The sequence below is a fragment of the Globicatella sulfidifaciens DSM 15739 genome (assembly GCF_900167405.1).
Lineage (GTDB): Bacteria > Bacillota > Bacilli > Lactobacillales > Aerococcaceae > Globicatella > Globicatella sulfidifaciens.
The window spans coordinates 32108-54806 of sequence record NZ_FUWO01000004.1; the positions used below are offsets into that span (position 1 = coordinate 32108).

Consider the following 22699-nt stretch of genomic DNA (forward strand, 5'->3'; position numbering starts at 1 on the left):
TTCGATTTACTTTGATTTTTCATGAACAGGCATGAAATTATTTACTAGTTTATTTTTTCTGGGAAACCTCAAAGTAGAATCGAAACTTTTTATATTAAAACTTTTTCTTTGGGTGTTTATCAATGATTTCAGGGTATTTATTTAGTAATTTTTCTCCTTTATTAGTTAATTTATATTTTCTAATCGTAAATAATTCTCCTAATTCTTCTTCAGAATAGTGTTGGTGTATGGCTTCAATTAATTGTGCTTTGGTCATCTTACTATAGCCGTGAATGCCTTTATTCTTTAAATAGATTTTTAATTGACCAGCTGTTTGGAAATCAAGAGAATCCATTGCGCTTAACTCAATCACATAGCCATCATGTATTAAGTTATTCATTTCTTTTTTCGCATCTATCCCATATGTATATTCAAAATATTTTGAGATAACAGTTTCATTGGTGTAGGTGCCAAATTGTACACGCCAAAGAATAATGATATGGCCTGGTAAATACCCTTCATCTAACCGAATCATATTGCGTTTGGGTACTAATTTATTACTGGATGTTTCGACTTCTTTAAGCCAAGTTGCTAAGTCACGATTTGGACTAATATAGGGCATTTCAGGATGTTGAGCATATTTTTCTTTAATTTTCTCGAATAAGGTCATTTAAATCTCTCCTTTTTTGATTATATTATACTTTATTCCTTTTTAATTAACTAGAAATTAAACGGTTGTTTCGATATAATGAGAAGGTGTAATAATCAAAGAGGAGGAAAATAGATGAGTTATCAAGCCCTGTATAGGGTATGGCGCCCACAATCATTTGATGAATTGGTAGGACAAAAAATGATAGCCGAAACACTGGCCAATGCAGTAAATCATCAACAATTGAGTCATGCTTATCTGTTTACTGGACCAAGAGGAACCGGTAAGACGAGTGCGGCAAAAATATTATCAAAGGCCGTCAACTGTTTAAATCCTCAAAATGGGAATCCATGTAATGAATGTGAAGTGTGTAAAGCTATTACACAAGGTCAAGCGGCCGATGTGATTGAAATAGATGCGGCAAGTAATAATGGTGTAGAAGAAATCCGTGATATTCGTGATAAAGTTCGATATGCGCCAACGATTGCGAAGTATAAGGTCTACATTATCGATGAGGTGCACATGCTAACGACAGGAGCGTTTAATGCTTTATTAAAAACATTAGAAGAACCTCCAAGTCATGTTATTTTTATATTGGCTACGACAGAACCACATAAAATTCCGGCAACCATTATTTCAAGAACACAACGGTTTGATTTTCAACGCATTCATAATCAAGATTTAATCGCGCGAATGGAATACATATTAAATCATAATCAGGTTAACTATGAAATTGAAGCTTTAGAAATTATTGCTAGAACAGCGAATGGTGGGATGCGGGATAGTTTAAGTTTATTAGACCAAGCATTATCATACCGTGAAGATTTAACAATCGAGTCAGCCTTACAAGTATCTGGCAGCATCAGTCATCAAGAGTATGTCCGCTACATTGAAGATGTTTTTGTCGGTGAAGGGTATGATGCACTAAAAATAGTTCAAGAAGCGAGTCAAAAAGGAAAGCAAGCAAGTCGTTTTATTGAGGAATTAATTTTATTTGCTCGAGATATTTTATTATCAGCTCACACCAAACAAAATTATACCCTATTGCCAAATGAAGAATTAACGGATTTGTTAGCAAAAGTAGATGTTAATTTTTATTTCAAAATGATTGACCAGTTGAATCAAGCACAAAATCAAATGCGATTCAGCAACCAACCCGATTTATATTTAGAAGTAATCACAGTTCAATTAGCTCAAAATGCTGAAATAAAGAGTGATGAGGGCACCCATTCTGAAGCGTTTATAAAATTAAACAATAAAATTATAGCCTTAGAAGAAAAAATAAATGTGTTAGAGCAACAATTAAAACAAACGCCATTACCAACACCACAGCCAAATCGCTTTGAAGCACCAAGAGTACGTCCGCAAATAGCACAACAAGAATATCAGCAAATGACAGAAAAAATTTATGACGTATTAGACCAAGCAACTCGTGCACATATTACTCGATTAAAACAGGAATGGCCGATGATTTTATCAATGATTGCTCCTCAAGAGAGAGTGAAGTTTAATGGTACCGTACCACTGGCGGCAGGTCCAGGTGTTGCCTTAATTAGTTTTTCAAATATTGCTTTTTGTGGTTTAGTACAACATGATCAAGCTTTAGAACAGCAACTAATTAATGTGGCAGAGAAACGATTAGGCGAATCAATGGTTTTTGTCTATATTATTGAAAGTGAATGGCGAACCGTTCGCAATGATTATAAAATCTTAAGAGAAAAAAACGGTGGTAAACCCTTAAGAGAACATTCAATGAACTCAGAACCCATATCCAAAATAAAATCAAAGAGTGTGGAACATTTACAAGCAGATTCTGACAATCAATCTTCACTAGAGAATGTCGGACAAAATGACCCTGTAACTATGTCGCGTTCTGAACAAGAGAAACCGATGAGGGTTGATCATTACCTTGACCAAATGGATGAGGAGTCACAACCATTAACCCAAGATGAATTAGCTCAAAGAGAAGCCGAACTAGGTGAACCAGCCGTTTCAATTCAAGATGCGTTTAAACAAAAACGCCTATCAGAAACAAAAACGAACGAAGACGATTTAGCAAAAGATGAAGCGGAATCACAAATACCACATTCAGTCACTCAGGCTATTCAAATTTTTGGCGAAGATAATATTAATATCTATTATGATAAATAAACTGAATAATATTAAAAGAGAGACTAGGAAAAGTCCCAAAATAACCGAGACATATTTCAAAATAATGAGATATTCTTGGTTATTTTTGCATATATACCTTTATTCAAATTTATTCCTTTATGGTTAGATGTGTGAGTCATTTGTGGTTACTCTATTTAAGTATGAGGTGTAATGTTTAGGATCTCACTCAAGTAATTTTTTTCTTTAAATTAAATAACTTAAAAAATATTCGATACTTGTTGGTCGGAGTTAATCTTGGAATTCAATGAATATAATATGCTAAAATTAGTTTATAAGGAATATTGAGTAATGTTATTTGTAGTGAATGTTAAGTAGATAATGAATGATTCAAAAGCAAAAACCTCAATTTTAAGTCAAAAACTTATTGAACTAGTTATATTGAGATGACAAATCAAGACTAAAATTAGTTTAGATTAAGAGTTGGGTATTATTTACTTAACTCTTTTTTTATACAAAGAAACAGAAAGGGTGAATCCGTTTGGCGAAAATACTTTTTGTTAGTATTCCCTTAGCAGGTCACTTAAATCCACAAATTGGATTGGCGCAAATACTGCAAAGGGATGGTTATGAAGTAGTAATGGTCACAACGAAAGAAAAGCAAAAGTTGATTGAATCCCTTGGACTTAGATGTGTTACGATATTAGACGATTTTCAGGATGAGTTCCATGCTCTTATCAAAATTGCCCAAGATAAGCGAATCAAACATTCGCTATCAAGAATGTTTAATACTTTAAGTGCTATGGATACTTTCTTGATTGAAGCCTATATTGAATTTTTAACGATATTAAAGAAAGAACAACCCGCATTGTGTATTCATGATTTTTCGACTTTATTTGCTAGTTATGCATGCGAATCATTAAAGATTCCATTTATAACAGATTTACCGTCACATCAAATTATCGAATCGAATAATCCTTGGCAAGATGTTCCCTATTTTTTGGGAGGACTTTACCCACAAAAAGGATGGTTAGTAACAATACGTAATCGAATGGGTTGGCTAATATTAAAAAACATTAAACGTTGGTACGGCAGAAGGCGTATTTTTAAAGAGCATGGTTGGCGCGTCTATCGCTCAGATGGCAGTGAAAATTATTATTCAAATCAGTTGGTGCTGGGGCTAGGGATGAAAGAAATCGAATTTAATGCTCATTTACCAGCGTATCTTCATTATATTGGGCCGAGTATTCCCTCAGTGAGTGTGAAAAATGGCGAGCGTAAATTGCCTAGTGGGTTTGAAAAATACATCTTTTTTACATTTGGCACGATATTGGAAGGGATGAACGATCAGTTAAAGGAACAATATGCTCCCCTCATTAAACAGTTTCCGGAATACTTATTTGTCCTTTCAGATGGTAATTTAGATTTATCAGAAAATGAGCCTGTTTGGATGGGTGATAATTTAATTAGATTTGGTTATTTATCCTATTCTGAAAATATTAGCCAATTTGATTTGGTGATTCATCATGGTGGTATTGGGATTGCTTATGACTGCATCAAATGGGGGATTCCTAGTATTGTCTTTCCTCAAGTGTGGGATCAGTTTGACTTTGCTGCTAGATTAGATTATTTTGGTGCCAGTATCCGCATAAAAGATGCAGAAGAGATGACGCAAGCGATACGACAAGCAAATGTTTATGATTGGACAAGGCTTTATCAACTTCAAAATAAATTAATGGAGTATGACACAGAACAGAATTTATTAAACATAGTGGAAGGTATTCTAAGAGGAGCAAAATGATGATATTAATAACAGGAGTTTCCGGATTTTTAGGGGGAGAGCTAGCCAAAACACTAGTAAAAAATGGAGCAAGCATCCTCGGTATCTCAAGAACGCAACCGAAATACGATATGATACCGTATCAAGCAATCGATTTAAGTGATAAACAACAGGTAGCATCTCTATTTAATCAAAATGAAATCAAATATGTTATTCATTGTGCTGCTAAAAGTTCAGCATGGGGCACGTATCAATCATTTTATGATTCAAATGTTTTAGCAACTGAAAATTTAATGATAGAAAGTCAAAAGCATCAAGTGAAGCGCTTTGTACATATTTCTTCGCCTAGTGTTTATGCCCAGTTAAAAGATCAAACCTTTGTAGAAGAAACCACCGACATCACCTCAATCAGACCCTTAAATTATTATATTGAAACGAAAAAACAAGCTGATATGATCGTGCAAAAATCGAATTTATCATTCAACATCATTCGACCGCGAGCATTGATTGGAGTGGGAGATACGAGTGTTGTGCCGAGATTAATTAAAGTTGAGAAAAAACTAGGCATTCCGTTGTTTAATAGTGGTCAAAATTTAATGGATGTGAGTTGTATTGAAAACGTGGTTCATGCATGTATTTTAGCGCTTGAATCAAAAGTGGATAACGGAATTTATAATATTACGGATGGCAATCCGATAACCTTTCAAGCCCTTATTGAGATGCTCTACCAACAATTTGATTTAACACCTAGATTCCGTAAATTTCCTTATCAATTTTTGTCGATATTAGCGAGATTGTTAGAAGCGTTATATCCTGAATCAAAAGAACCGCCGTTAACATTATATACATTATCAACCATTGCTTTTTCGCAAACTTTATCCATTGAAAAAGCAAAAAAAGAATTGGGTTATCAACCCATTGTGAGATTAGAAGAGAGAATAGGTGAGTACAGTGAGTGGTATCGACGCTATTTATAGAGTGCATATTGGTGGCTGTTATGTCAAAGAAAATCTTATTCGCTACAAAGCAACTCCCACACCCATATTTTTTCCAGCCAGTTGTTTTTTAATTAAAACGCAAAAACAATGGTCGATGGTGGATTGTGGTTATAGTGAGGGGATTTTAAAACGGCACTGGGGTTTGGCGATTTATCGCAAAATTATGACGATCGAACCTTATCAGTTAGATCTTATCAGTGCTTTCGATAAATTGGGCATAACACCTGCGGATATCAAGACAGTTTATTTAACTCATGTGCATCCAGATCATATTGGACATCTTTATCGTTTTCACCATGCCCATTGGATCATGACAGAGGTAGCCTATCGTCAATTATTAAGATGGCAACGGATTAAACCAATGAAAGAAGCGATGATAGGTTCTATATCCTCCAATATTACCACCATTAATTATTCAAAGCAATTAGAGATCGAAGGTGTATCTTTTAATGCTTTTCCTTTAAATTCTGAGATGATTGCATTAGATTTGAGTGGTCACAGTCGCCAAATGATGGGAATATTCTTTCCGCAAAAAAAATTAATTTTAGCGATTGATGCTAATTGGCGCAAAGATTGGATGTCATCAGAAGCATTGAAAAGATATACATTTGCAGCACGAATGGTACAGAACAATTGGCAACAATATCAAGAGACAAACCAAAAATTATCTCTGTTGTCAGAAAAGGGGTATCAGATTGAGCTGACGCATGATAATCAGTCGGAATCACGCTTGTTTTAGGAGAAGAAGATGTTATTGAAATATATTAAAGAATTCATTTTTACTAGGTACCAGTTGTCACATTTAAAACGTGAGCAATTAGAACAATTGCAGCAAGCTAAATTAAAGCGACAACTCGAGCAAGTGACGCAACAATCTCCTTATTACCAACCATATAAAGGGAGTGTTTTGCTTGATTTTCCAGTTATGAAAAAACAACACTGGATGTCACATTTTGATCAAATAAATACTAGGGGTCTAAAAAAGGACCTAGCCATGAAGTTGGCTTTACAGGGTGAAAAGACCCGTGAATTTGAATCGCGTTATCAAGGAATCTCAGTAGGACTGTCATCTGGAACGAGTGGGCATCGTGGGCTATACACCTTATCTAAAGGAGAAGAAGCTTTGTGGGCGGCTAATGCACTAGCAAAATTACTACCTAAAAAGAAATGGTTAGGCAATAATATTGCATTCTTTATGAGAGCCAATAATAATTTATATTCTTCTTTAAACAAACCGGGTCTGAGATTAGATTACTATGATTTAGAAAAAGATTTTAAACTGTTAATGAAGCATCTGAAAAAGCAAGACCCTAATATTATTATTGCACCACCATCTGTTTTATATGATATTCGTCATTATTTTGGGAAATCACCTTTCAAAAAAATAGATCTTGTAATCAGCGTAGCCGAAGTATTAGAAGAACAACAAAAAGCATTGTTAGCACAATTTTTTAAAGTGCCTTTTATTAGTCAAGTTTATCAATGTACAGAAGGTTTTTTAGCCTATACTTGTCCCCATGGTAGTTTTCATTTATGTGAAGACATCGTCTATTTTGAAAAAGAATGGTTAGTTAAACAGCGCTTTATCCCAATCATTACCGATTTACATCGAACAGTTCAACCAGTGATTCGGTATCGATTAAATGACATCCTCCATATAGGTGAACCTTGTTCATGTGGCTCGCCGTTGACGGTGATTGAAAAAATAGAAGGACGTGAAGATGATGCGTTTTGGTTATTTAACTCACAAGGAGACAAAGTTAAAATATACGCTGATTTTATTCGTAGGTTAATGTTGTTTGTTAAGGGGATTAGTCGTTATCGAGTCACTCAATATCAAAATGTTATTATTTGTGAAGTTGAATATGAACAACCTAATGAATGTAAGGTTATCGATCAAGCGATTCAACAAGAATTTAATAACTTGTTTGAAAAGTTTAATGTTCAACCCTTACAAGTTTTGATTTATCCTTTTGAAAGAGGGATTAGATCACAAAAATTAGCTCAAGTCCAATATAGAGGAGAGATTACTTATGAGAAGAATGAAGATTAGAAGTTATGCTTACACTAAAGGACCTGATGAAATAAAATTCAAGGATGGTTCAAGATGGCGGCATCCTTATCGTGTCAAGAATTCGTATCAATTAGATATGTATGAAAAAGTCAGTCGGGAAGCGGTTGAAAAGGCTGGCATTGAGATGAGTGATATTGATTTGATTATTGTTGCCAGTGCGGGGATGGTCCAAATGATTCCATGCACGGCAGCCTTATTACAAGAGAGAATTGCTCCTAATTCTGGTATTCCTTGTATGGATGTGAATACGACTTGTACCTCTTTTATCACTGCTCTAGACGTAGCGAGTTCCTTTTTAGTAACGGAGCTATACCAAAGAATATTAATTGTGTCCGGGGACTTAGTATCCCATTTTATTAATCCCAATCAAGAAGAAAGTTTTCGCCTGTTTAGTGATAGTGGAGTAGCCTTTATTGTCGAAACCACTAAAGAAAATAAAGGCATCTTATATTCTAAACAAGAGACATGGTCTGAAGGTGCTCATACTACTGAAATTAGAGGAGGGCTCACGGCCTATGGACCTTCACTCTATTCTGAAGACACTAAAGAAGATTTTTTATTTGATATGGATGGAAAATCTGTTCTAATGCTGACGTTAGATAAGTTACCTAAGATGTTAAAGGAAACGTTGCAACATAATAATATTCAATTGTCAGATATCTCAAAAATCGTTCCACATCAAGCTTCTCGTGCTCTGTTCATCGTTGAAAGAAAATTAAAATTAAAAAAAGGACAACTTATAAATTATTTTGAAGAGCTAGGCAATATGGTTTCGGGCTCAGTTCCTTATACATTAGGTTTAGCGATGGATCAAGGAGAAATAAAAGAAGGGGATTTAATCTTACTTATCGGCACGGCTGCAGGCTTAACGATAAATTGCATGCTGATTCAATTATAAAATCGTTCTCTTTGTAATTTAAGTCGGAAGGTAATTTTATTAAGTCATAGACTATGATATAATTTTTAAGAAGACTAATATTATCGTTATTGGATTAAAATAAGTGTTTTAAAGCAATATATAATCAATAATTTGATATAATATTAATAAGTAAAGGAGGCCGAATAATGGCAAGAGGAATGGGCAATATGGGAAATATGCAAGGAATGATGCAGAAAATCCAAAAAATGCAAAAAGAGATGACTAAAGAACAAAAAAACATTGAAGAAACTATTTTTGAAAAAAGTGATGCCAATAGTTTATTAACTATTAAAATGAATGGCAAAAAAGAAGTAACGGATTTAGCAATTTCATCCGACTTAATCGATCCAGACGATCCAGAAATGTTACAAGATTTATTGATTGTGACACTGAACGAATTAATGAATGAAATTGATGAAACGACAGAAGCACGTTTAGGTAAATATACTAAAGGAATGAACTTACCGTTCTAGAGAGGATGTCATCAATGCAATACCCAGCACCTATTGCTAAATTAATTAATAGTTTTACTAAATTACCAGGAATTGGTGCGAAGACAGCAGCACGGTTAGCATTCTATGTAATTGAAATGGATGAGCGAGAAGTAACGGAGTTTGCCCAAAATTTAATCAGTGTTAAACGTGATTTAATGTATTGTAGTATTTGTGGCAATATTACAGATTCGGATCCATGTCCGATTTGTCAGGATGAAACACGGGATCGTTCGGTGATTTTGGTAGTTGAAGATACAAGAGCGATTATGTCATTAGAAAGAATGCAAGAATATCGTGGGGTTTATCATGTCTTACATGGCGTCTTGTCACCGATGGATGGGATTGGGCCCGATGATTTAAATATCACTCAGTTGATTCAAAGATTGCAAGATGATACAGTTCAAGAAGTGATTGTGGCAACCAATGCTACAGCAGAAGGTGAAGCAACGGCTATGTATTTATCACGATTATTAAAACCAGCAGGAATTAAAGTGACACGATTAGCTCATGGGTTATCAGTAGGTAGTGACATTGAATACGCTGATGAAATGACTTTGTTTAGGGCTATTGAGGGTCGTCGAGAGTTATAAGGAGAGTATCATTGAGAAAAGGATATTTTATTACATTAGAAGGACCTGAAGGTGCGGGAAAAACAACAGTTATTCAACATTTGGTTCGCGAACTAGAAGCAAAAGGTCATCAGGATATTGTGGTGACACGAGAACCAGGTGGCAGTAATATAGCTGAACAAATTCGGAATGTCATTCTTGATGTTAACAATATAGAGATGGATAAACGTACGGAAGCATTATTATTTGCTGCAGCTAGAAGACAACATTTAGTAGAAATTGTATTACCAGCACTTGAAGCAGATAAAATTGTCATCTGTGATCGTTTCATTGATAGCTCCTTAGCGTACCAGGGTTTAGCCAGAGATATTGCAATGGCCTCTATTTGGGAAATTAATCAATTTGCTATCGAAGGCCACTTACCAGATTTGACTTTATTAATTGATGTTCCAGCAGAAGTTGGATTAGAGCGCATACACCAAGGTCGTAAAGAAGAGAAATTTGACCGTTTAGACCGAGAAGCTGTCGATTTTCATCATAAAGTTCGTAATGCTTTTCTCACAATAGCAAAAGAGCACAAACGAATTCAAGTTATTGACGGAACTCAAACAATAGAGGCGGTTGTCAAAAATAGTTTAGAAAAAATTGAAAAGTTATTAGTCGAAAAACAATAAGGGGGAAGTTAATATGATGAAATTAGTGATTGCGGTCGTTCAAGATCAAGATAAGAATATTTTAAGTGATGCTTTTTATGAAGCGGATATTCGGGCAACTAAATTAAGTTCAACCGGTGGATTTCTACGTTCTGGAAATACTACCTTCATGGTAGGGATTGAAGAAGATCGTGTGGATGATGTATTAGATATTATCAAAAATAGTTGTCAATCGCGTGAGCAATTTATTTCTTCACCAGTCAACTTGGATGTAAGTTTAGATGTGACAGCATCTTATCCAGTAAAAGTGAAAGTAGGAGGCGCAACGGTATTTGTATTACCGATTGATGCGTTCCATCGTTTCTAATGAAGGTGGAGGAGCAACTTAGCCACTATTTCTTTCGTCAAATATCGTCGCAGCATTTAAGCCATGCCTATATTTTTTCGGGAGATAATTTACAGGCAAAAAATACAGTAATAGAATCTTTGATTCAAGCGATGGTCTGCCCTAACTTCTCAGAAGTGGGGCAACCTTGTTGTCAGTGTAATGAATGTCAAAGAGTAATAGATAACCAGATATCGGATGTTTTATATTTAGAACCAGATGGTAGAAATATTAAAGTTGATCAAATCAGAGAGTTGCGTAATTGGCTTAATCGCAGTCCGGTTGAATTTGATTTTAAAATAGCAATCATCCATCAAGCTGACTTAATGAATCCGTCTGCTTCAAATGCGCTGTTAACTATATTGGAAGAACCAAATAGTGAAATTTACATTATTTTAGATGTGATTGAAGTGGATTCATTATTGCCAACTATTCGCTCACGAGCACAAAATATAATTTTTACGAATTACTTTCAAGATGATTTTTCAGATGTACAAATAGCCAAAAATTATCAAAAAATCTTGTCTTTATTACCAGGGACGACGAGTCAGGTGTTAAGAGAGTTTGATCCAGTAGAATTAGAAGAATGGTTTAAGGGGCTCAATGAGTTTTATCAGTTACTGCTAACGAAATCACCTTTAGCCTTTGCGCTAATTCCTATACGCATGAAGTCTATTTTAACCACTCAAAAAATTGATTTAGGTTTAGACTATTTAACCTTATTAAATCATCAATCCTTATTACACACTTTTTCTAATTCAACTAAAAAAAGTGTTTCACTGAATTGGTTACAAGCAATTATTGAAAAACATGCGATTTCAACACAAGACTTGTTGGCCATTAATCAACAGTTAATTGAAGCCAAAGAATATCTAAATGCGAATGTTTCATCTCAATTAGTATTAGAACGAATTGTTTTAAATCTGATTAAATAGAGAGGGGGAGGATGATGATACATCAAGATATACAAGAATTAATTAATAATGTTCAAAACCAACAGCAACAATATCAAAATAATATTCTTCAATTGACACAAGTTGTATTAGAGTTGAAAGAAGAGAATAATCGATTGCGGATGTTGAATCATAATCTTGAAGATCAGTTACAAAAGCTTGTAAATGAATCAACAACTCAAGAGGAAGATACCCCAATCGAGGAACAGCATATTAGTGGTAAAGACCGTCTACAAGGTTTTTATGATGATGGTATTCATGTATGTCATGAATTATTTGGAAAACGTCGTCAGTCTTCAGAAGATTGTTTATTCTGTCAAGATGTATTAATGCGATTAACAAAAGGGTGACATGATTGGTTGAATTAAAAGAATTTGAACGAATAGACTATTTATTTAGAGAAAATAGAAAAATCATTCAAAGCAAAAGGTTTTTTTCCTTTTCTTTAGATGCTGTTCTTTTAGCAGATTTTGTTAATCTGCCGCAAAAGCGACAATTTAAATATCTTGATTTTTGTTCAGGCAATGGTATTATCCCGATTATTTTAAGTGCTAAAACAACTAATCCACTAGAGGGCATTGAATTGCAATCAGAATTAGTCGAAATGGCTCGTAGAAGTATTGAAATCAATCAACTTGAAAATCAGATTACGATACACGAAGGCGATTTAAATGAATTTCCACATGGGAATGCGGATTATGATTTTATTACCTGCAATCCTCCCTATTTCTTATTAGAAAATTCCAAAGAAATCCATCGTTTAACCAGTCACCATCTAGCTAGACATGAAGTGTCGCTCACAATGGATCAATGGTTATTTAAAGCGAGCAAACTATTAAAAGACAAAGGGCGTTTATATATTGTCCATCGTCCCGAACGTTTGGATGATTTAATGGAGGGCTTGTTACAACATGGTTTTTCAGTAAAAAGGATTAAGTTTGCGTATCCCAAAGTCGGAGCGTTAGCGAACATTGTGTTGATTGAAGCAATTTATCGAGGCGGACGACGGGGCGTTCGGATTGAGCCACCCCTCATTGTTCATCAAGAAAACGGAGAATATACTCCAGAAATGAAGGCTATTTATTTTGGAGAATGAAACACATTTTTTCTATGTTTTATATTGTCAAGATAATACGCTATATGGTGGCTATACAAATGATTTGTCCAAGAGACTTTTAGCACATCAAACGGGTAAGGGCGCAAAATATACACGCGTTAAAAAAAGGCAACCTGTAAAACTAATTTATGCAGAACGATGGTCAACTAAACAGAAAGCAATGTCGCAAGAATATCATTTTAAAAAACAAACGCGCATGCAAAAAGAGCAGTATTTAAAAGCAGCAGGTGTACAAGATTATAGCAATGGCACCTTTGTTTTAGTTAACGGTCAGGAGGAAGCAGAAGATGAATCAACAAAAGAGCTATCTTGATGGTAGCGGCAAACTATATTTAGTTCCGACTCCTATTGGTAATCTTGAAGATATGACTTTTCGAGCCATCGATACATTAAAGCAGGTTGACTTAATTTTAGCTGAAGATACTCGTCGTACAATTAAACTGTTAAATCATTTTGAAATTAAACAACCTATGATGAGTTTTCATGAGCATAGTAGTCAAAATCAAGTCATACAATTGATTGAGCGATTAGTTCAAGGCGAAAACTTAGCGCTTGTTTCGGATGCCGGGATGCCGTTAATTAATGACCCGGGTCATCCGCTCGTCCAAGCAGCTATTCAACATAATATTTCGGTCATAGCGCTACCCGGTGCGAATGCTGCGATTACCGCTCTTGTTGCTTCAGGACTTAATGCGGAAAGATTTACGTATTATGGTTTTTTTCCCCGTGAAACTAAGGAACAAAAGGATTTAACAATTCTTATTGGCCAAAGAAACGAAACAGCCATTTTTTATGAGTCCCCCTTTCGTTTAAAAAAAACCGTCAAAAGAATAGCTGAATATTTATCAGCAGACACTCAAATTGTGTTAGCGCGTGAAATATCAAAGCAATATGAAGAATATTTACGAGGAAAGTTGTCTGAGATACTGGAATTTTTAGAACATAATGAAATAAAGGGAGAATTTGTTTTATTAGTTGAAGGTGGACGAGGCGTTACAGTGGTTGATTCTGCTGTCATTGATCTTGAATTGCCTTTAAAAGAACAAGTGGACCAATGGATAGCGGAATATGGGGTTTCATCAAAGGAAGCTATTAAAGAGGTTGCGAAATTAAATGGGGTAAGAAAACAATTGGTCTACCAAGCGTATCATAATCCTACAGATGTCAATCATTAGAGGAGGGAGGAAGTGTTATACTGGATTAATGCATTTATTTTTTTAGTTATTGGAATATATGCACTTTCTCATCAAAAATCATCGATTTCACCTGCTTTTTGTGCTATTTTTAGTTTGACAAGTTTGATTATGGCATTATTTCAAATGAGTAATTGGTTGCCTATTTTTATACTAAGGTACTTTCTATATTTGGTAAGTGCAGTTTTGTTAGCAATCGTTCCCTTTATCTTATTAGCATTAGGCATTTTAATTTTACTACGGGAAACGAAACAATCGATATCCTATTTTGGACGTGCACTTAGTACTATTTTAGCGAGTGTCATTTTGACATTTTTTGTCTATAGCTTGTATAATCTTGTTAATATCCGTGATGTTCAATTAACAATTATTATTAGTCTATATAGTTCCATTGCGATTTATTTTACAGCTTTTTTTATTAGTTATTTATTGATTAGTTGGCTAATAAAAGTCAGTTATAAAAAGAAGCAGCCCTATTTAATTTTTGTATTAGGGACGGATATTAATGATGAAGGGCAAGTAAAGTCTGATTTAAAACATCGTTTAAATTCAGCGATTACTTTTTATCGCTCTTTATCTTCAGTAATACAAAATGAAACTTATTTTTTGGTGTCAGGTGGCAATGCAGCAGCTAATGGGATGACTGAAGCGGAAGTGATGGCCCATTATTTAATGAAACAAGGCATCAACAAGTCTCAAATTATTTTAGAAAAATCAGCTCGTAATACAACTGAAAATATTCAATTTACCAAGCCGTTAATCCGACATTTGGGTAAGGACCGATCACTTGTCATTGTGACGAGCACTTATCATTTACCTCGCACTTCGTTTTTCGCCAGAAAATACCAAGTACCTGCCCAGTATATAGGGTCAAAAACCGCCATAATATCATGGCCTTATGCAGTGGTAAGAGAATTTTTGGCAATCTTATTATTAACAAAGGAAGTCAGTGTATTTTATATTATTTATATTATCGTGACGGAGTTTTACAAAATTTTTATGTGAAAGTAGAGTGATAAAATGGCATTAAAAGATGAAGATACATTAATGAAACGTAAGCGTGAACTAGAAGAAGCTATTCATAACTTAGGGATTAGCTTTGAAGAGGAAGAAATAGCAGAACAGGATGATTTGGCGAATCAGTTTTCATTCGATGAGGAAGCTTTAGCAGAAATGAACCATAATGAGCATGACAACAAATAATCTTTCAAGGTGTCATTGGATTGAAGGAAAGCCCGATTATTATGTTCAATATCATGATGAGGTTTGGGGAAAGCCAGAGCACAATGATCAACAATTGTTTCGCTGGTTAGTATTAGAACTTTTTCATATCGGCTTATCATGGCAGCTCGTTTTATCAAAAATAGATAATTTTGACCAAGCCTTTGATTACTTTGATTATCATAAAATCGCTCATTATAATGAAACGAAAATTCAGTCTTTAATGAGCAATGAAGGTATTATACGTCATCAACAAAAAATTAGAGCCGCTATTAATAATGCTCAAGCATTTATAAAAATTCAAAATGAATTTGGTAGTTTCGATCATTACATTTGGTCTTTTACAAATGGCAAAACCCTTGTTCGAGAACAAGGTCAACCTATGCTGGCTCAGTCTGACTTAAGTGATGAAGTGACGAAAGACTTGAAGAAAAGGGGCTTTAAGTTCTTAGGCAGTGTGACGGTTTATTCTTATTTGCAGGCAATTGGTATCCTGAATGATCATGATATCCATTGCCATTTTCGTTAAAAATGTAAATACAAAAGTCATGCAATTAGAAAAAAAGTCCAATCCGTTCCGTAAAGACAAGGGGGCTGGGCAAAAATTCCAATCCTTTCCATAAAATAAAGACAAGGTCATTATCTCAAGTGAGCAATGACCTTTTTTATCACGCATAGTAGTGAAAATTTCTTATAAAAGTATTATTAATTTTTACATAATTGAGGACAGAATGCTTTTAAAAGGTAATCAGAATGAAGTTTTGATATAATGGACAGGATTTAAGGAGGCATAGCATGAGTCAAAAAAGACAATCAAATTTTGAACTATTAAGAATATTTTCAATGTTCTTAATTGTTGGTAGCCATTTCGCAGTACATGGGACGTATGAGTCACCTGATTATTCAACGATTGAACAAACAGCTTTAGATATTTTAAGAATTGGTGGGAAATTAGGTTCAAATGTTTTTGTGATGATTGGTGCTTATTTTTTAGTCGGTAAAAACTTCAAATTTGAACGAGTAATCAGAATTGGTGTTCAGGTTTGGCTATATTCCATTGGGATTCTAGCGATTGCGGCTTATTTTCTTCATTTAGATAAAAAAGATGTTTATTTATCTATTTTTCCCTTTCCCGATGCCTATTGGTTTGCTACAACCTATATTTTACTTTTACTTTTCATCCCTGTTTTAAATAAACTCATCAGTTTAGTCGGGAAAAACGGGTTAGAATTCATTCTATCGACACTTTTTATGTTGTGGATAGTGTTACCGAGTTTAAATTTAGCGACTTTCGGTTTAAATAATTTTACTTGGTTTGCGTTTTTATATTTAGCTGTAAGTTATATAAAATTATATACAGATGATAAATTATCGCAAATACCTTGGGGGATGGTCGGGATAACAACACTCGCAATAACAATTTTATCAATTATTTGGTTTCACTTAGTGAGTCACTTTATTCCGGAAAAGCTAAATGATGTGCTCATACAATTGCGACAAAATGGCTTGCTCACTGTTATTTTAAGCTTCAGTTTATTTTTATTTGCCAAGGAAAGTAAAGTTTTTATTTCGCCTGTTGTTAATTATTTAAGTGGATTAACCTTTACCGTCTATTTAATTCACGAACATCCGATAATGCGACCAATTATTTGGGGCGTCGTTGACAATCAACGTTTTAATGGTTTTTTCCAAATGATAGGTGGGGGAATACTTTCAGCTATATTAGTTTTTGTTATCACGATGATGATTTCAATAGTAACCGAAAGAATACTCCATCCTTTAATGAATGTGATCACGAATAAAGGGTTAGTGATGGTGAATTATTTTATGGATTATTTGAAAGAAGAAATCTAACAAAGGAAGGACTTGAAAGGGTTATGTTACAAATAAAAGAAGTTAAGACACCACAAGAAATAGAACAATTATTTGAGCTACTCTCGGTAATTTGGAAGGAAGTATTCACTCCAATCATTGGGAAGGAACAGGTGGCGTATATGATGCGACACTACCAATCAATCGATAATATAACGCAAGAAATTCAAGACGATGTGCATTATTATTTTTTAGAGTATAATAACCAGCCCGTAGGTTATACCGCATTTCAAGACCAAGGAGAAAAAATTTATATTAGTAAATTGTATTTAAGTCAATCTTTTCGCGGTAAGGGGTTAATGTCATCCGTTTTTGATTGGTACGAAACATTAGGTAAAGGAAAAACATTATTTTTGAATGTTAATCAAGGGAATCATTTGGCTATTGCTGTATATGAGCATCGTGGTTTTACTAAAGTGGGTGAACGATACGTAGATATTGGCGAAGGGTATATAATGAATGACTTTATCTATGAAAAAGTCTTAAAAAGTTAGTATACGCTTAGCTTATATGGTAAAATGATGATAAAGGAATATTTAAAGAATTGAGGAAATTAATATGAAATGGGAAGATGTTCGAAAGAGTAAGAATGTCCAGGACCGCCGTAATCAATCTAGAGGAAGTTCTTTTCCAGGCACCTCAGGTAGTAGAGGACGTTCTTCTGGCGGGGGATTAGGTGGCGGCCTAATATGGTTATTATTGTCTCGTACTTCAGGAAAGATGAAACTCATATTGTTAGCCTTGTTTTTATTCCTTACGTTTTTAGGGTCAGGTGGATTGGGAAATCTAAATAATAGTACGATTTATAATCGTGATATCATACCTTCAGAAGAAGTGAGTGTTGATAACTCAATCAATAGTACCAATACGGATAGCCAGACATTAAATGCTTCAGATGACGAAGTACAATTTTTCCAAGCGGTTCTAGCAACGACGGAAGATTACTGGCATAGTATGTTTGACTCAATGGGTAAAACTTATCGTGAGCCTAGTCTGGTTATTTATACAGACAGCATTTCTACTGGTGGTTGTGGTGTAGGTAGTACTCAAGCAGGTCCCTTCTATTGTCCAGCTGATGAAACGGTATATATTGACTTACAGTTCTATCGGGATTTAACCACTAAGTACAATGCACCCGGTGACTTTGCAATGGCTTATGTCATCGCGCATGAAGTAGGACACCATGTTCAAAAACTTGTGGGTACGATGGATGATTATAATAGTGTTCGTCAAAGAATGTCTACCAAACAAGCTAATGATTTAACAGTGCGTTTGGAATTACAAGCAGACTATTATGCGGGAGCATGGGCAGATTATGTAAAACAAGAAGGTTTACTAGAAATGGGCGATATTGAGGAAGCATTACAAGCTGCTCATAGTGTTGGCGATGATACTTTACAAAAAGAAGCTTATGGATACGTAGTGCCTGATAGCTTTACACATGGAAGTTCAGAGCAAAGAAGAACTTGGTTTTTAAGAGGTTTTGAATATGCTGACTTCCAACATGGAGATACTTTTAATACAGATATTTAATAACTTCGTTATTATGTGTAAAACAGCTAATAACCGGTTTTTCCAAGTGAAAGGGAGATAGCCTTAACGCTGGGAAACTGGTTTTTTGATTGAGAAAATATAATTATGGAATAGAGGTGTTATGATTGGAAAAAAGATTAAAAGAAAAGTGGCAAAGTTTATCAAAAATCACGACAAACGAGCTATTAAAAGACAATATTGAGAAAAGTCCAAATACAGATCAGTTATATGAAATTTTAGATTTGAATGCAGAACAATTAACCTATTATATTGAAGAAGCCATTATAGAAAATCCTTTTATAGAAATTGATTATGCACTTGAGACAAGAGTATCCACAATAAAAAATGCTATTTACCAAAATATAGAAAATGAGGTAGAGCGTAATTCACCTGGGATGGCACAGAGCTTGATTATGTTTTTATTTGAACAAATTATGATGTATCGCCATACACCGATACGTGATGTTATGGTAAGATTAGTCGACTATCTAGATGAGAAAGGTTATTTACCTTATCGTTATCAAGAGTTAGCAACCAAACTGAATGAAGATGATATTTTAGTTCTTGATGCGATGACTTTGTTTAAACAGTTAGAACCAGCAGGTGTAGGTGCTTATGATTTACAAGAATGCTTAATGTTGCAAACAGAGCAAGATAGTCATGCTCCTAATATTGCATACCTTTTATTAGAAGAGTATTTTGATTTAGTTTCAAAGCAAGATGTTGAAGGCATTCATCAAGTGAGTGGATTACCTAATGAGGAAATTGAAGCCAGCTTAAATTATTTTCATTCTTTAAGACCTTTACCAGCAGCCGTTTTTGACAAAGCGGATAAAGTGAATCTTATCCCAGATGTTTCGGTTCGTTATAATCAAGATGATATTGAACTACGTTATAATCGTCAATATTATCCAAGAATTATTTTTAATCAAAAATATTACGATGAGATGGCTCTCCAAAATGATACGCAATTATTCGAATACATTACAACTCATCGACAAAATTTTCAAGTATTAGCTTATAATCTTCGTGTTCGCGAACAATTAGTCTTAGCAGCAGTTAAAGCACTAGTATTGGCCCAAAAAGATTATTTAACGGAAATTAAAAACGAGAAGCGTCCTTATTTAATTAAAGATTTAGCGAGAGATTTGGATATACCCGAGGCACTAGCTCACTTAGTCGTTACGAATAAAAACCTTGAAATGAAATTTGGCATTATTCCATTAACTGATTTAATTAATGTTACTCATCATCAAGGACGTGGAGGGCTTAATACTGTTAATATTAAAGAAATTATGGCTAATATTATTGAGAATTCACCACAAGAACTTTCAGATAATGAAATAGTGTCCCAGTTAGCAGCCCAAAAAATTATTATGAGTGAACAATTAGTAGCGGATTATCGTAAGGCTTTAGAATAGTTTAGTGGATAGTCTAGCTAAATAAAACTTCGAAATCAGTAGATAGAAAAAGACCTTAATGTTAGTTTTATTCTAACATTTAAGGTCTTTATTATATCCAGAGTTACTCTTGAGTATATGTAAAGAGTGGTTTAGTCCAATTGGTTAAATGATAAACATAGAGTTCTTTCTCTTGAGGATTATAATAAGCAATCATTATTAATCGATTACCAATTTCCGTCATAACGTCTGATAGGATGTTAATATCATTATCCTCAGCAATCCTTTGAGCATTTTCATATGTTACAGGAACAATGACTCTAGGTATATAAACTTTTTCGTCGTCAAGATTCATAGTGACTTGGTCAACGGTTAAATCTAAGCCATTTAATGCATCTTTTTGATTTAATGCTTCTGTTAGGTTATCTAATTCAACGTCTGTTAAGGCTGTTTGGTTGGCAGCTTTTTCTTCTTCTGAATAATTAGCGATATAGTATTCGTTAATAGCGGTATAAATATCAACGTTTAGCAGTTCTTCTGGCACATTTGCTTGAGGATAATCCCGATTATTAATAATCGCTTCGTTAAATAAAGAATCCACTGTCGTTTCAGCTTCAGATGGACTGGTCGTTTCAACTTCAGTAGATGCTATAGTGGTCTCAGATTCTGCTTGGTTGTCAGAGACAATTTCGACCTGCGGTCCATTGGTATTATCGCTTAATGTGGTTTGTTCCTCTTTCATTTTATTTGAATTGAATGATTGAGGAATAAAGTTTATATATAATACACCGGCTAAGATAACCGTTAACAGTAATAAAATAAGTTTTTTCATAATAACACCTTTCTATCTATGTATCACACTATATTCTAACAGAAATTTACGAGACTTGTATCACATTTATGTAACAGTCTGATGTCAGAATATATGAGTTTACTTGAAATTTACCTACTTTTAACTTATTATTAAGGACGAAGGAATTCTGGAGGTATTACATGAAAGCAGAATTAATTAAAGAGGCATTTAAATTAAATTTAGACATTAGCCGATTGAGAAGAAAATTTTTTGATAGTAGTTATGAAATGTCTCGTAGTGAATTTGTATTATTAGATTATGTAGTGGAATTGGAAGAAAAAGACGAAAAACAAACCATTTCTGAAGTTGCAACGGAGTTGAATATTTCTAACGCTGCCGTTTCAAGAACAATTAAACATTTGTTAGCTAAAGGATGGTTGTTTAGAGAAACCTTAGAGGAAGACCGCCGCAATGGAATTATTAAAATCTCTGATGAAGGGCGTAAAATCTATGAGGTGACGAATGCGAGATTTAATAAACATATTGAAGCAGGCTTTAAAAACGTTAAAGAAGAACAGTTAGAGCAGTTCATTGCGATAAGTCGTGAATTGATTGAGGGTTTAGGGAAATCAAGTGAGTGCTAAAATTATCATAAGTTAAGACAGGACATCAACTGGATAAATCCAATCAAGTTATTGTTCGTTAAGTAAAAGTGCAGTGGTTGAGTGGTCTCAACCTGCGTCTTAACGAGGTTGGGGTTAACCTTGATAAATTATTCTCAATCAAGTTATTGTTCGTTAATTAAAAGCGCAGTGGTTGAGTGGTCTCAACCTGCGTCTTAACGACTTGTTTGAGGCCTACTCAACTGTGCGGGGGTAGGCCGACGAAGCGAAAATCATTCGATTTTCTACTTCTGGTCTACTCCCAACTTTGCGGGGGTGGACAGACGAAGTGAAAATCATTCGCTTTTCAACTTCTGGTCCACCTCCAATGATGTTAGCAGTGATAAAGATAAAACTTTGGTTTAATTAAACTTAAAGATTGAATAAAATTATGCCTATTGAAATGGCCTTAATCAAAAAGGGAGTGGGTAGCGAGAGCGGAATTTATATTTTCGTTTGTTACCCACTTTTATTATTATTTGAAAAGGTGCGTTTTTAATAATAAGGGGAAAAAGATGAAAACAGTATGGAAATTAATCAAGGGGATTATTAAATTGATTTTATATGGAATGATAGCAGTTGGATTAGGCATAATCTTGATAAATGGCTTGGTCATTATAAAGGGAATGACGAATTTTCAAGAAATTGATACTCTTCAACAAGAACCGTTGATGCAAGATGAATCTGTTCCGGTATTAGTATTAGGGGCTGGGATTATTGATGCAGACACTCCTAGCACTATTTTAAAGTTAAGGTTAGATAAAGCAGTGGCGTTTCACCAGGCATTTCCGAATAATCCGATTATTATGAGTGGTGATCATATGGATATGTACTATAACGAGGTTGCCGTAATGAAAAAGTATGTAGTTAGTAAAGGGGTCAAGAGTGAAAAAGTCTATTTAGATCATGCAGGCTATTCTACTTATGACAGTTTATATCGATTAAAGCATGTTTTAAATCAAGAAAAAGTTATCATTATTACTCAAGGGTATCATTTGTCCAGAGCGTTATTATTAGCAGAAGGATTTGGTATGCAAGCGATTGGTATACCAGCTGATGAAGCAAGTTCAACACGATTCGAAAGAGAAACACGAGAATTATTAGCTAGAGTTAAAGATTTCTTCGTTGTCTATTTTAAATATGAATTACCGCAACCCGAATTAAATTATGGGTTTAATTTAAGAGATTCAGGTGATTTAACGAATGAAAAAGAGCTCTTATGAAACAAAATTAAAATAAAATGAGATTTATGTTAAAAACCTATTGACTTTTATCATTTTATCTAATAAACTATGGATAAGAAATCAAAAGAAAGGTGATGTTAACGATGAATACGCACTTATTAC

General features: G+C 34.4%; 26 protein-coding genes. 24 read left to right on the forward strand and 2 right to left on the reverse strand.

Translation table 11 applies throughout. The features are described 5' to 3' along the window. Positions 1–94: 94 nt before the first annotated feature. Positions 95–649, reverse strand: coding sequence for a hypothetical protein (locus B5D12_RS03025; protein ID WP_078755436.1), 555 nt, complete (start codon positions 647–649; stop codon positions 95–97). 114 nt (positions 650–763) lie between these two features. Between B5D12_RS03025 and dnaX the strand changes: the two genes are divergently transcribed. The 22 genes from dnaX (at position 764) to B5D12_RS03135 (ending at position 19919) form a co-directional block, all read left to right on the forward strand. Continuing rightward, entirely contained in the window at positions 764–2779 is a 2016-nt protein-coding gene (dnaX, locus tag B5D12_RS03030) for a DNA polymerase III subunit gamma/tau (protein ID WP_078755437.1), read from the forward strand. A gap of 499 nt (positions 2780–3278) precedes the next feature. Then, entirely contained in the window at positions 3279–4538 is a 1260-nt protein-coding gene (locus tag B5D12_RS03035; protein WP_078755438.1) for a glycosyltransferase, read from the forward strand. Beyond that, entirely contained in the window at positions 4535–5494 is a 960-nt protein-coding gene (locus B5D12_RS03040; RefSeq protein ID WP_078755439.1) for an NAD-dependent epimerase/dehydratase family protein, read from the forward strand. Before B5D12_RS03035 ends, B5D12_RS03040 begins: the two co-directional genes overlap by 4 nt. Continuing rightward, positions 5460–6254, forward strand: coding sequence for an MBL fold metallo-hydrolase (locus tag B5D12_RS03045; RefSeq protein WP_078755440.1), 795 nt, complete (start codon positions 5460–5462; stop codon positions 6252–6254). Before B5D12_RS03040 ends, B5D12_RS03045 begins: the two co-directional genes overlap by 35 nt. Positions 6255–6263: 9 nt before the next feature. Further along, on the forward strand, positions 6264–7568 hold the full coding sequence (locus B5D12_RS03050; protein ID WP_078755441.1) for a F390 synthetase-related protein: 1305 nt from the start codon (positions 6264–6266) through the stop codon (positions 7566–7568). Beyond that, positions 7549–8487: a 3-oxoacyl-[acyl-carrier-protein] synthase III C-terminal domain-containing protein gene (locus B5D12_RS03055; protein ID WP_078755442.1), complete on the forward strand. Its 939-nt coding sequence runs from the start codon at positions 7549–7551 to the stop codon at positions 8485–8487. The genes B5D12_RS03050 and B5D12_RS03055 overlap by 20 nt, the downstream gene beginning before the upstream one ends. A gap of 179 nt (positions 8488–8666) precedes the next feature. Further along, complete coding sequence (locus B5D12_RS03060; protein ID WP_376713552.1) at positions 8667–8981, forward strand: YbaB/EbfC family nucleoid-associated protein; 315 nt, start codon at positions 8667–8669, stop codon at positions 8979–8981. 14 nt (positions 8982–8995) lie between these two features. After that, on the forward strand, positions 8996–9592 hold the full coding sequence (gene recR, locus B5D12_RS03065) for a recombination mediator RecR (protein WP_078755444.1): 597 nt from the start codon (positions 8996–8998) through the stop codon (positions 9590–9592). Positions 9593–9603: 11 nt separating this feature from the next. Beyond that, positions 9604–10245: a dTMP kinase gene (tmk, locus tag B5D12_RS03070; RefSeq protein ID WP_078755445.1), complete on the forward strand. Its 642-nt coding sequence runs from the start codon at positions 9604–9606 to the stop codon at positions 10243–10245. A gap of 16 nt (positions 10246–10261) precedes the next feature. Continuing rightward, positions 10262–10591: a cyclic-di-AMP receptor gene (locus tag B5D12_RS03075; RefSeq protein ID WP_078755547.1), complete on the forward strand. Its 330-nt coding sequence runs from the start codon at positions 10262–10264 to the stop codon at positions 10589–10591. A 5-nt stretch (positions 10592–10596) separates the two neighbouring features. Next, on the forward strand, positions 10597–11544 hold the full coding sequence (locus B5D12_RS03080; RefSeq protein ID WP_159443845.1) for a hypothetical protein: 948 nt from the start codon (positions 10597–10599) through the stop codon (positions 11542–11544). A 14-nt stretch (positions 11545–11558) separates the two neighbouring features. Then, positions 11559–11912, forward strand: coding sequence for an initiation control protein YabA (locus tag B5D12_RS03085; protein WP_159443846.1), 354 nt, complete (start codon positions 11559–11561; stop codon positions 11910–11912). Positions 11913–11917: 5 nt separating this feature from the next. Continuing rightward, positions 11918–12658 (forward strand): tRNA1(Val) (adenine(37)-N6)-methyltransferase, encoded by a 741-nt coding sequence (locus B5D12_RS03090; protein WP_078755448.1) that lies wholly within the window; start codon positions 11918–11920, stop codon positions 12656–12658. Next, positions 12648–12992: a GIY-YIG nuclease family protein gene (locus B5D12_RS03095; protein WP_078755449.1), complete on the forward strand. Its 345-nt coding sequence runs from the start codon at positions 12648–12650 to the stop codon at positions 12990–12992. The genes B5D12_RS03090 and B5D12_RS03095 overlap by 11 nt, the downstream gene beginning before the upstream one ends. Beyond that, positions 12967–13854 carry a 16S rRNA (cytidine(1402)-2'-O)-methyltransferase gene (gene rsmI / locus B5D12_RS03100; protein WP_078755450.1) on the forward strand — a complete coding sequence of 296 codons (888 nt, stop codon included), beginning with the start codon at positions 12967–12969 and terminating at the stop codon, positions 13852–13854. The genes B5D12_RS03095 and rsmI overlap by 26 nt, the downstream gene beginning before the upstream one ends. Positions 13855–13866: 12 nt before the next feature. Continuing rightward, positions 13867–14877 (forward strand): YdcF family protein, encoded by a 1011-nt coding sequence (locus tag B5D12_RS03105; protein WP_078755451.1) that lies wholly within the window; start codon positions 13867–13869, stop codon positions 14875–14877. Positions 14878–14892: 15 nt separating this feature from the next. Further along, positions 14893–15075: a hypothetical protein gene (locus B5D12_RS03110; protein WP_078755452.1), complete on the forward strand. Its 183-nt coding sequence runs from the start codon at positions 14893–14895 to the stop codon at positions 15073–15075. Then, entirely contained in the window at positions 15062–15622 is a 561-nt protein-coding gene (locus tag B5D12_RS03115) for a DNA-3-methyladenine glycosylase I (protein ID WP_078755453.1), read from the forward strand. The genes B5D12_RS03110 and B5D12_RS03115 overlap by 14 nt, the downstream gene beginning before the upstream one ends. Positions 15623–15888: 266 nt before the next feature. Next, positions 15889–16947 carry an acyltransferase family protein gene (locus tag B5D12_RS03120; RefSeq protein WP_078755454.1) on the forward strand — a complete coding sequence of 353 codons (1059 nt, stop codon included), beginning with the start codon at positions 15889–15891 and terminating at the stop codon, positions 16945–16947. A 23-nt stretch (positions 16948–16970) separates the two neighbouring features. Continuing rightward, complete coding sequence (locus B5D12_RS03125) at positions 16971–17459, forward strand: GNAT family N-acetyltransferase (protein WP_078755455.1); 489 nt, start codon at positions 16971–16973, stop codon at positions 17457–17459. A 64-nt stretch (positions 17460–17523) separates the two neighbouring features. Next, complete coding sequence (gene ypfJ, locus B5D12_RS03130) at positions 17524–18498, forward strand: KPN_02809 family neutral zinc metallopeptidase (protein ID WP_078755456.1); 975 nt, start codon at positions 17524–17526, stop codon at positions 18496–18498. A gap of 125 nt (positions 18499–18623) precedes the next feature. Next, entirely contained in the window at positions 18624–19919 is a 1296-nt protein-coding gene (locus tag B5D12_RS03135; protein WP_078755457.1) for an RNA polymerase factor sigma-54, read from the forward strand. A 103-nt stretch (positions 19920–20022) separates the two neighbouring features. Here B5D12_RS03135 and B5D12_RS03140 read toward each other — a convergent pair whose 3' ends face one another. Further along, positions 20023–20730 carry a hypothetical protein gene (locus B5D12_RS03140; protein WP_078755458.1) on the reverse strand — a complete coding sequence of 236 codons (708 nt, stop codon included), beginning with the start codon at positions 20728–20730 and terminating at the stop codon, positions 20023–20025. A 161-nt stretch (positions 20731–20891) separates the two neighbouring features. On the opposite strand from B5D12_RS03140, the gene B5D12_RS03145 reads away from it, so the two are divergent. Next, positions 20892–21335 (forward strand): MarR family winged helix-turn-helix transcriptional regulator, encoded by a 444-nt coding sequence (locus tag B5D12_RS03145; RefSeq protein ID WP_078755459.1) that lies wholly within the window; start codon positions 20892–20894, stop codon positions 21333–21335. Positions 21336–21868: 533 nt separating this feature from the next. Beyond that, on the forward strand, positions 21869–22576 hold the full coding sequence (locus B5D12_RS03150) for a SanA/YdcF family protein (RefSeq protein ID WP_078755460.1): 708 nt from the start codon (positions 21869–21871) through the stop codon (positions 22574–22576). The last annotated feature ends 123 nt before the right edge of the window (positions 22577–22699 follow it).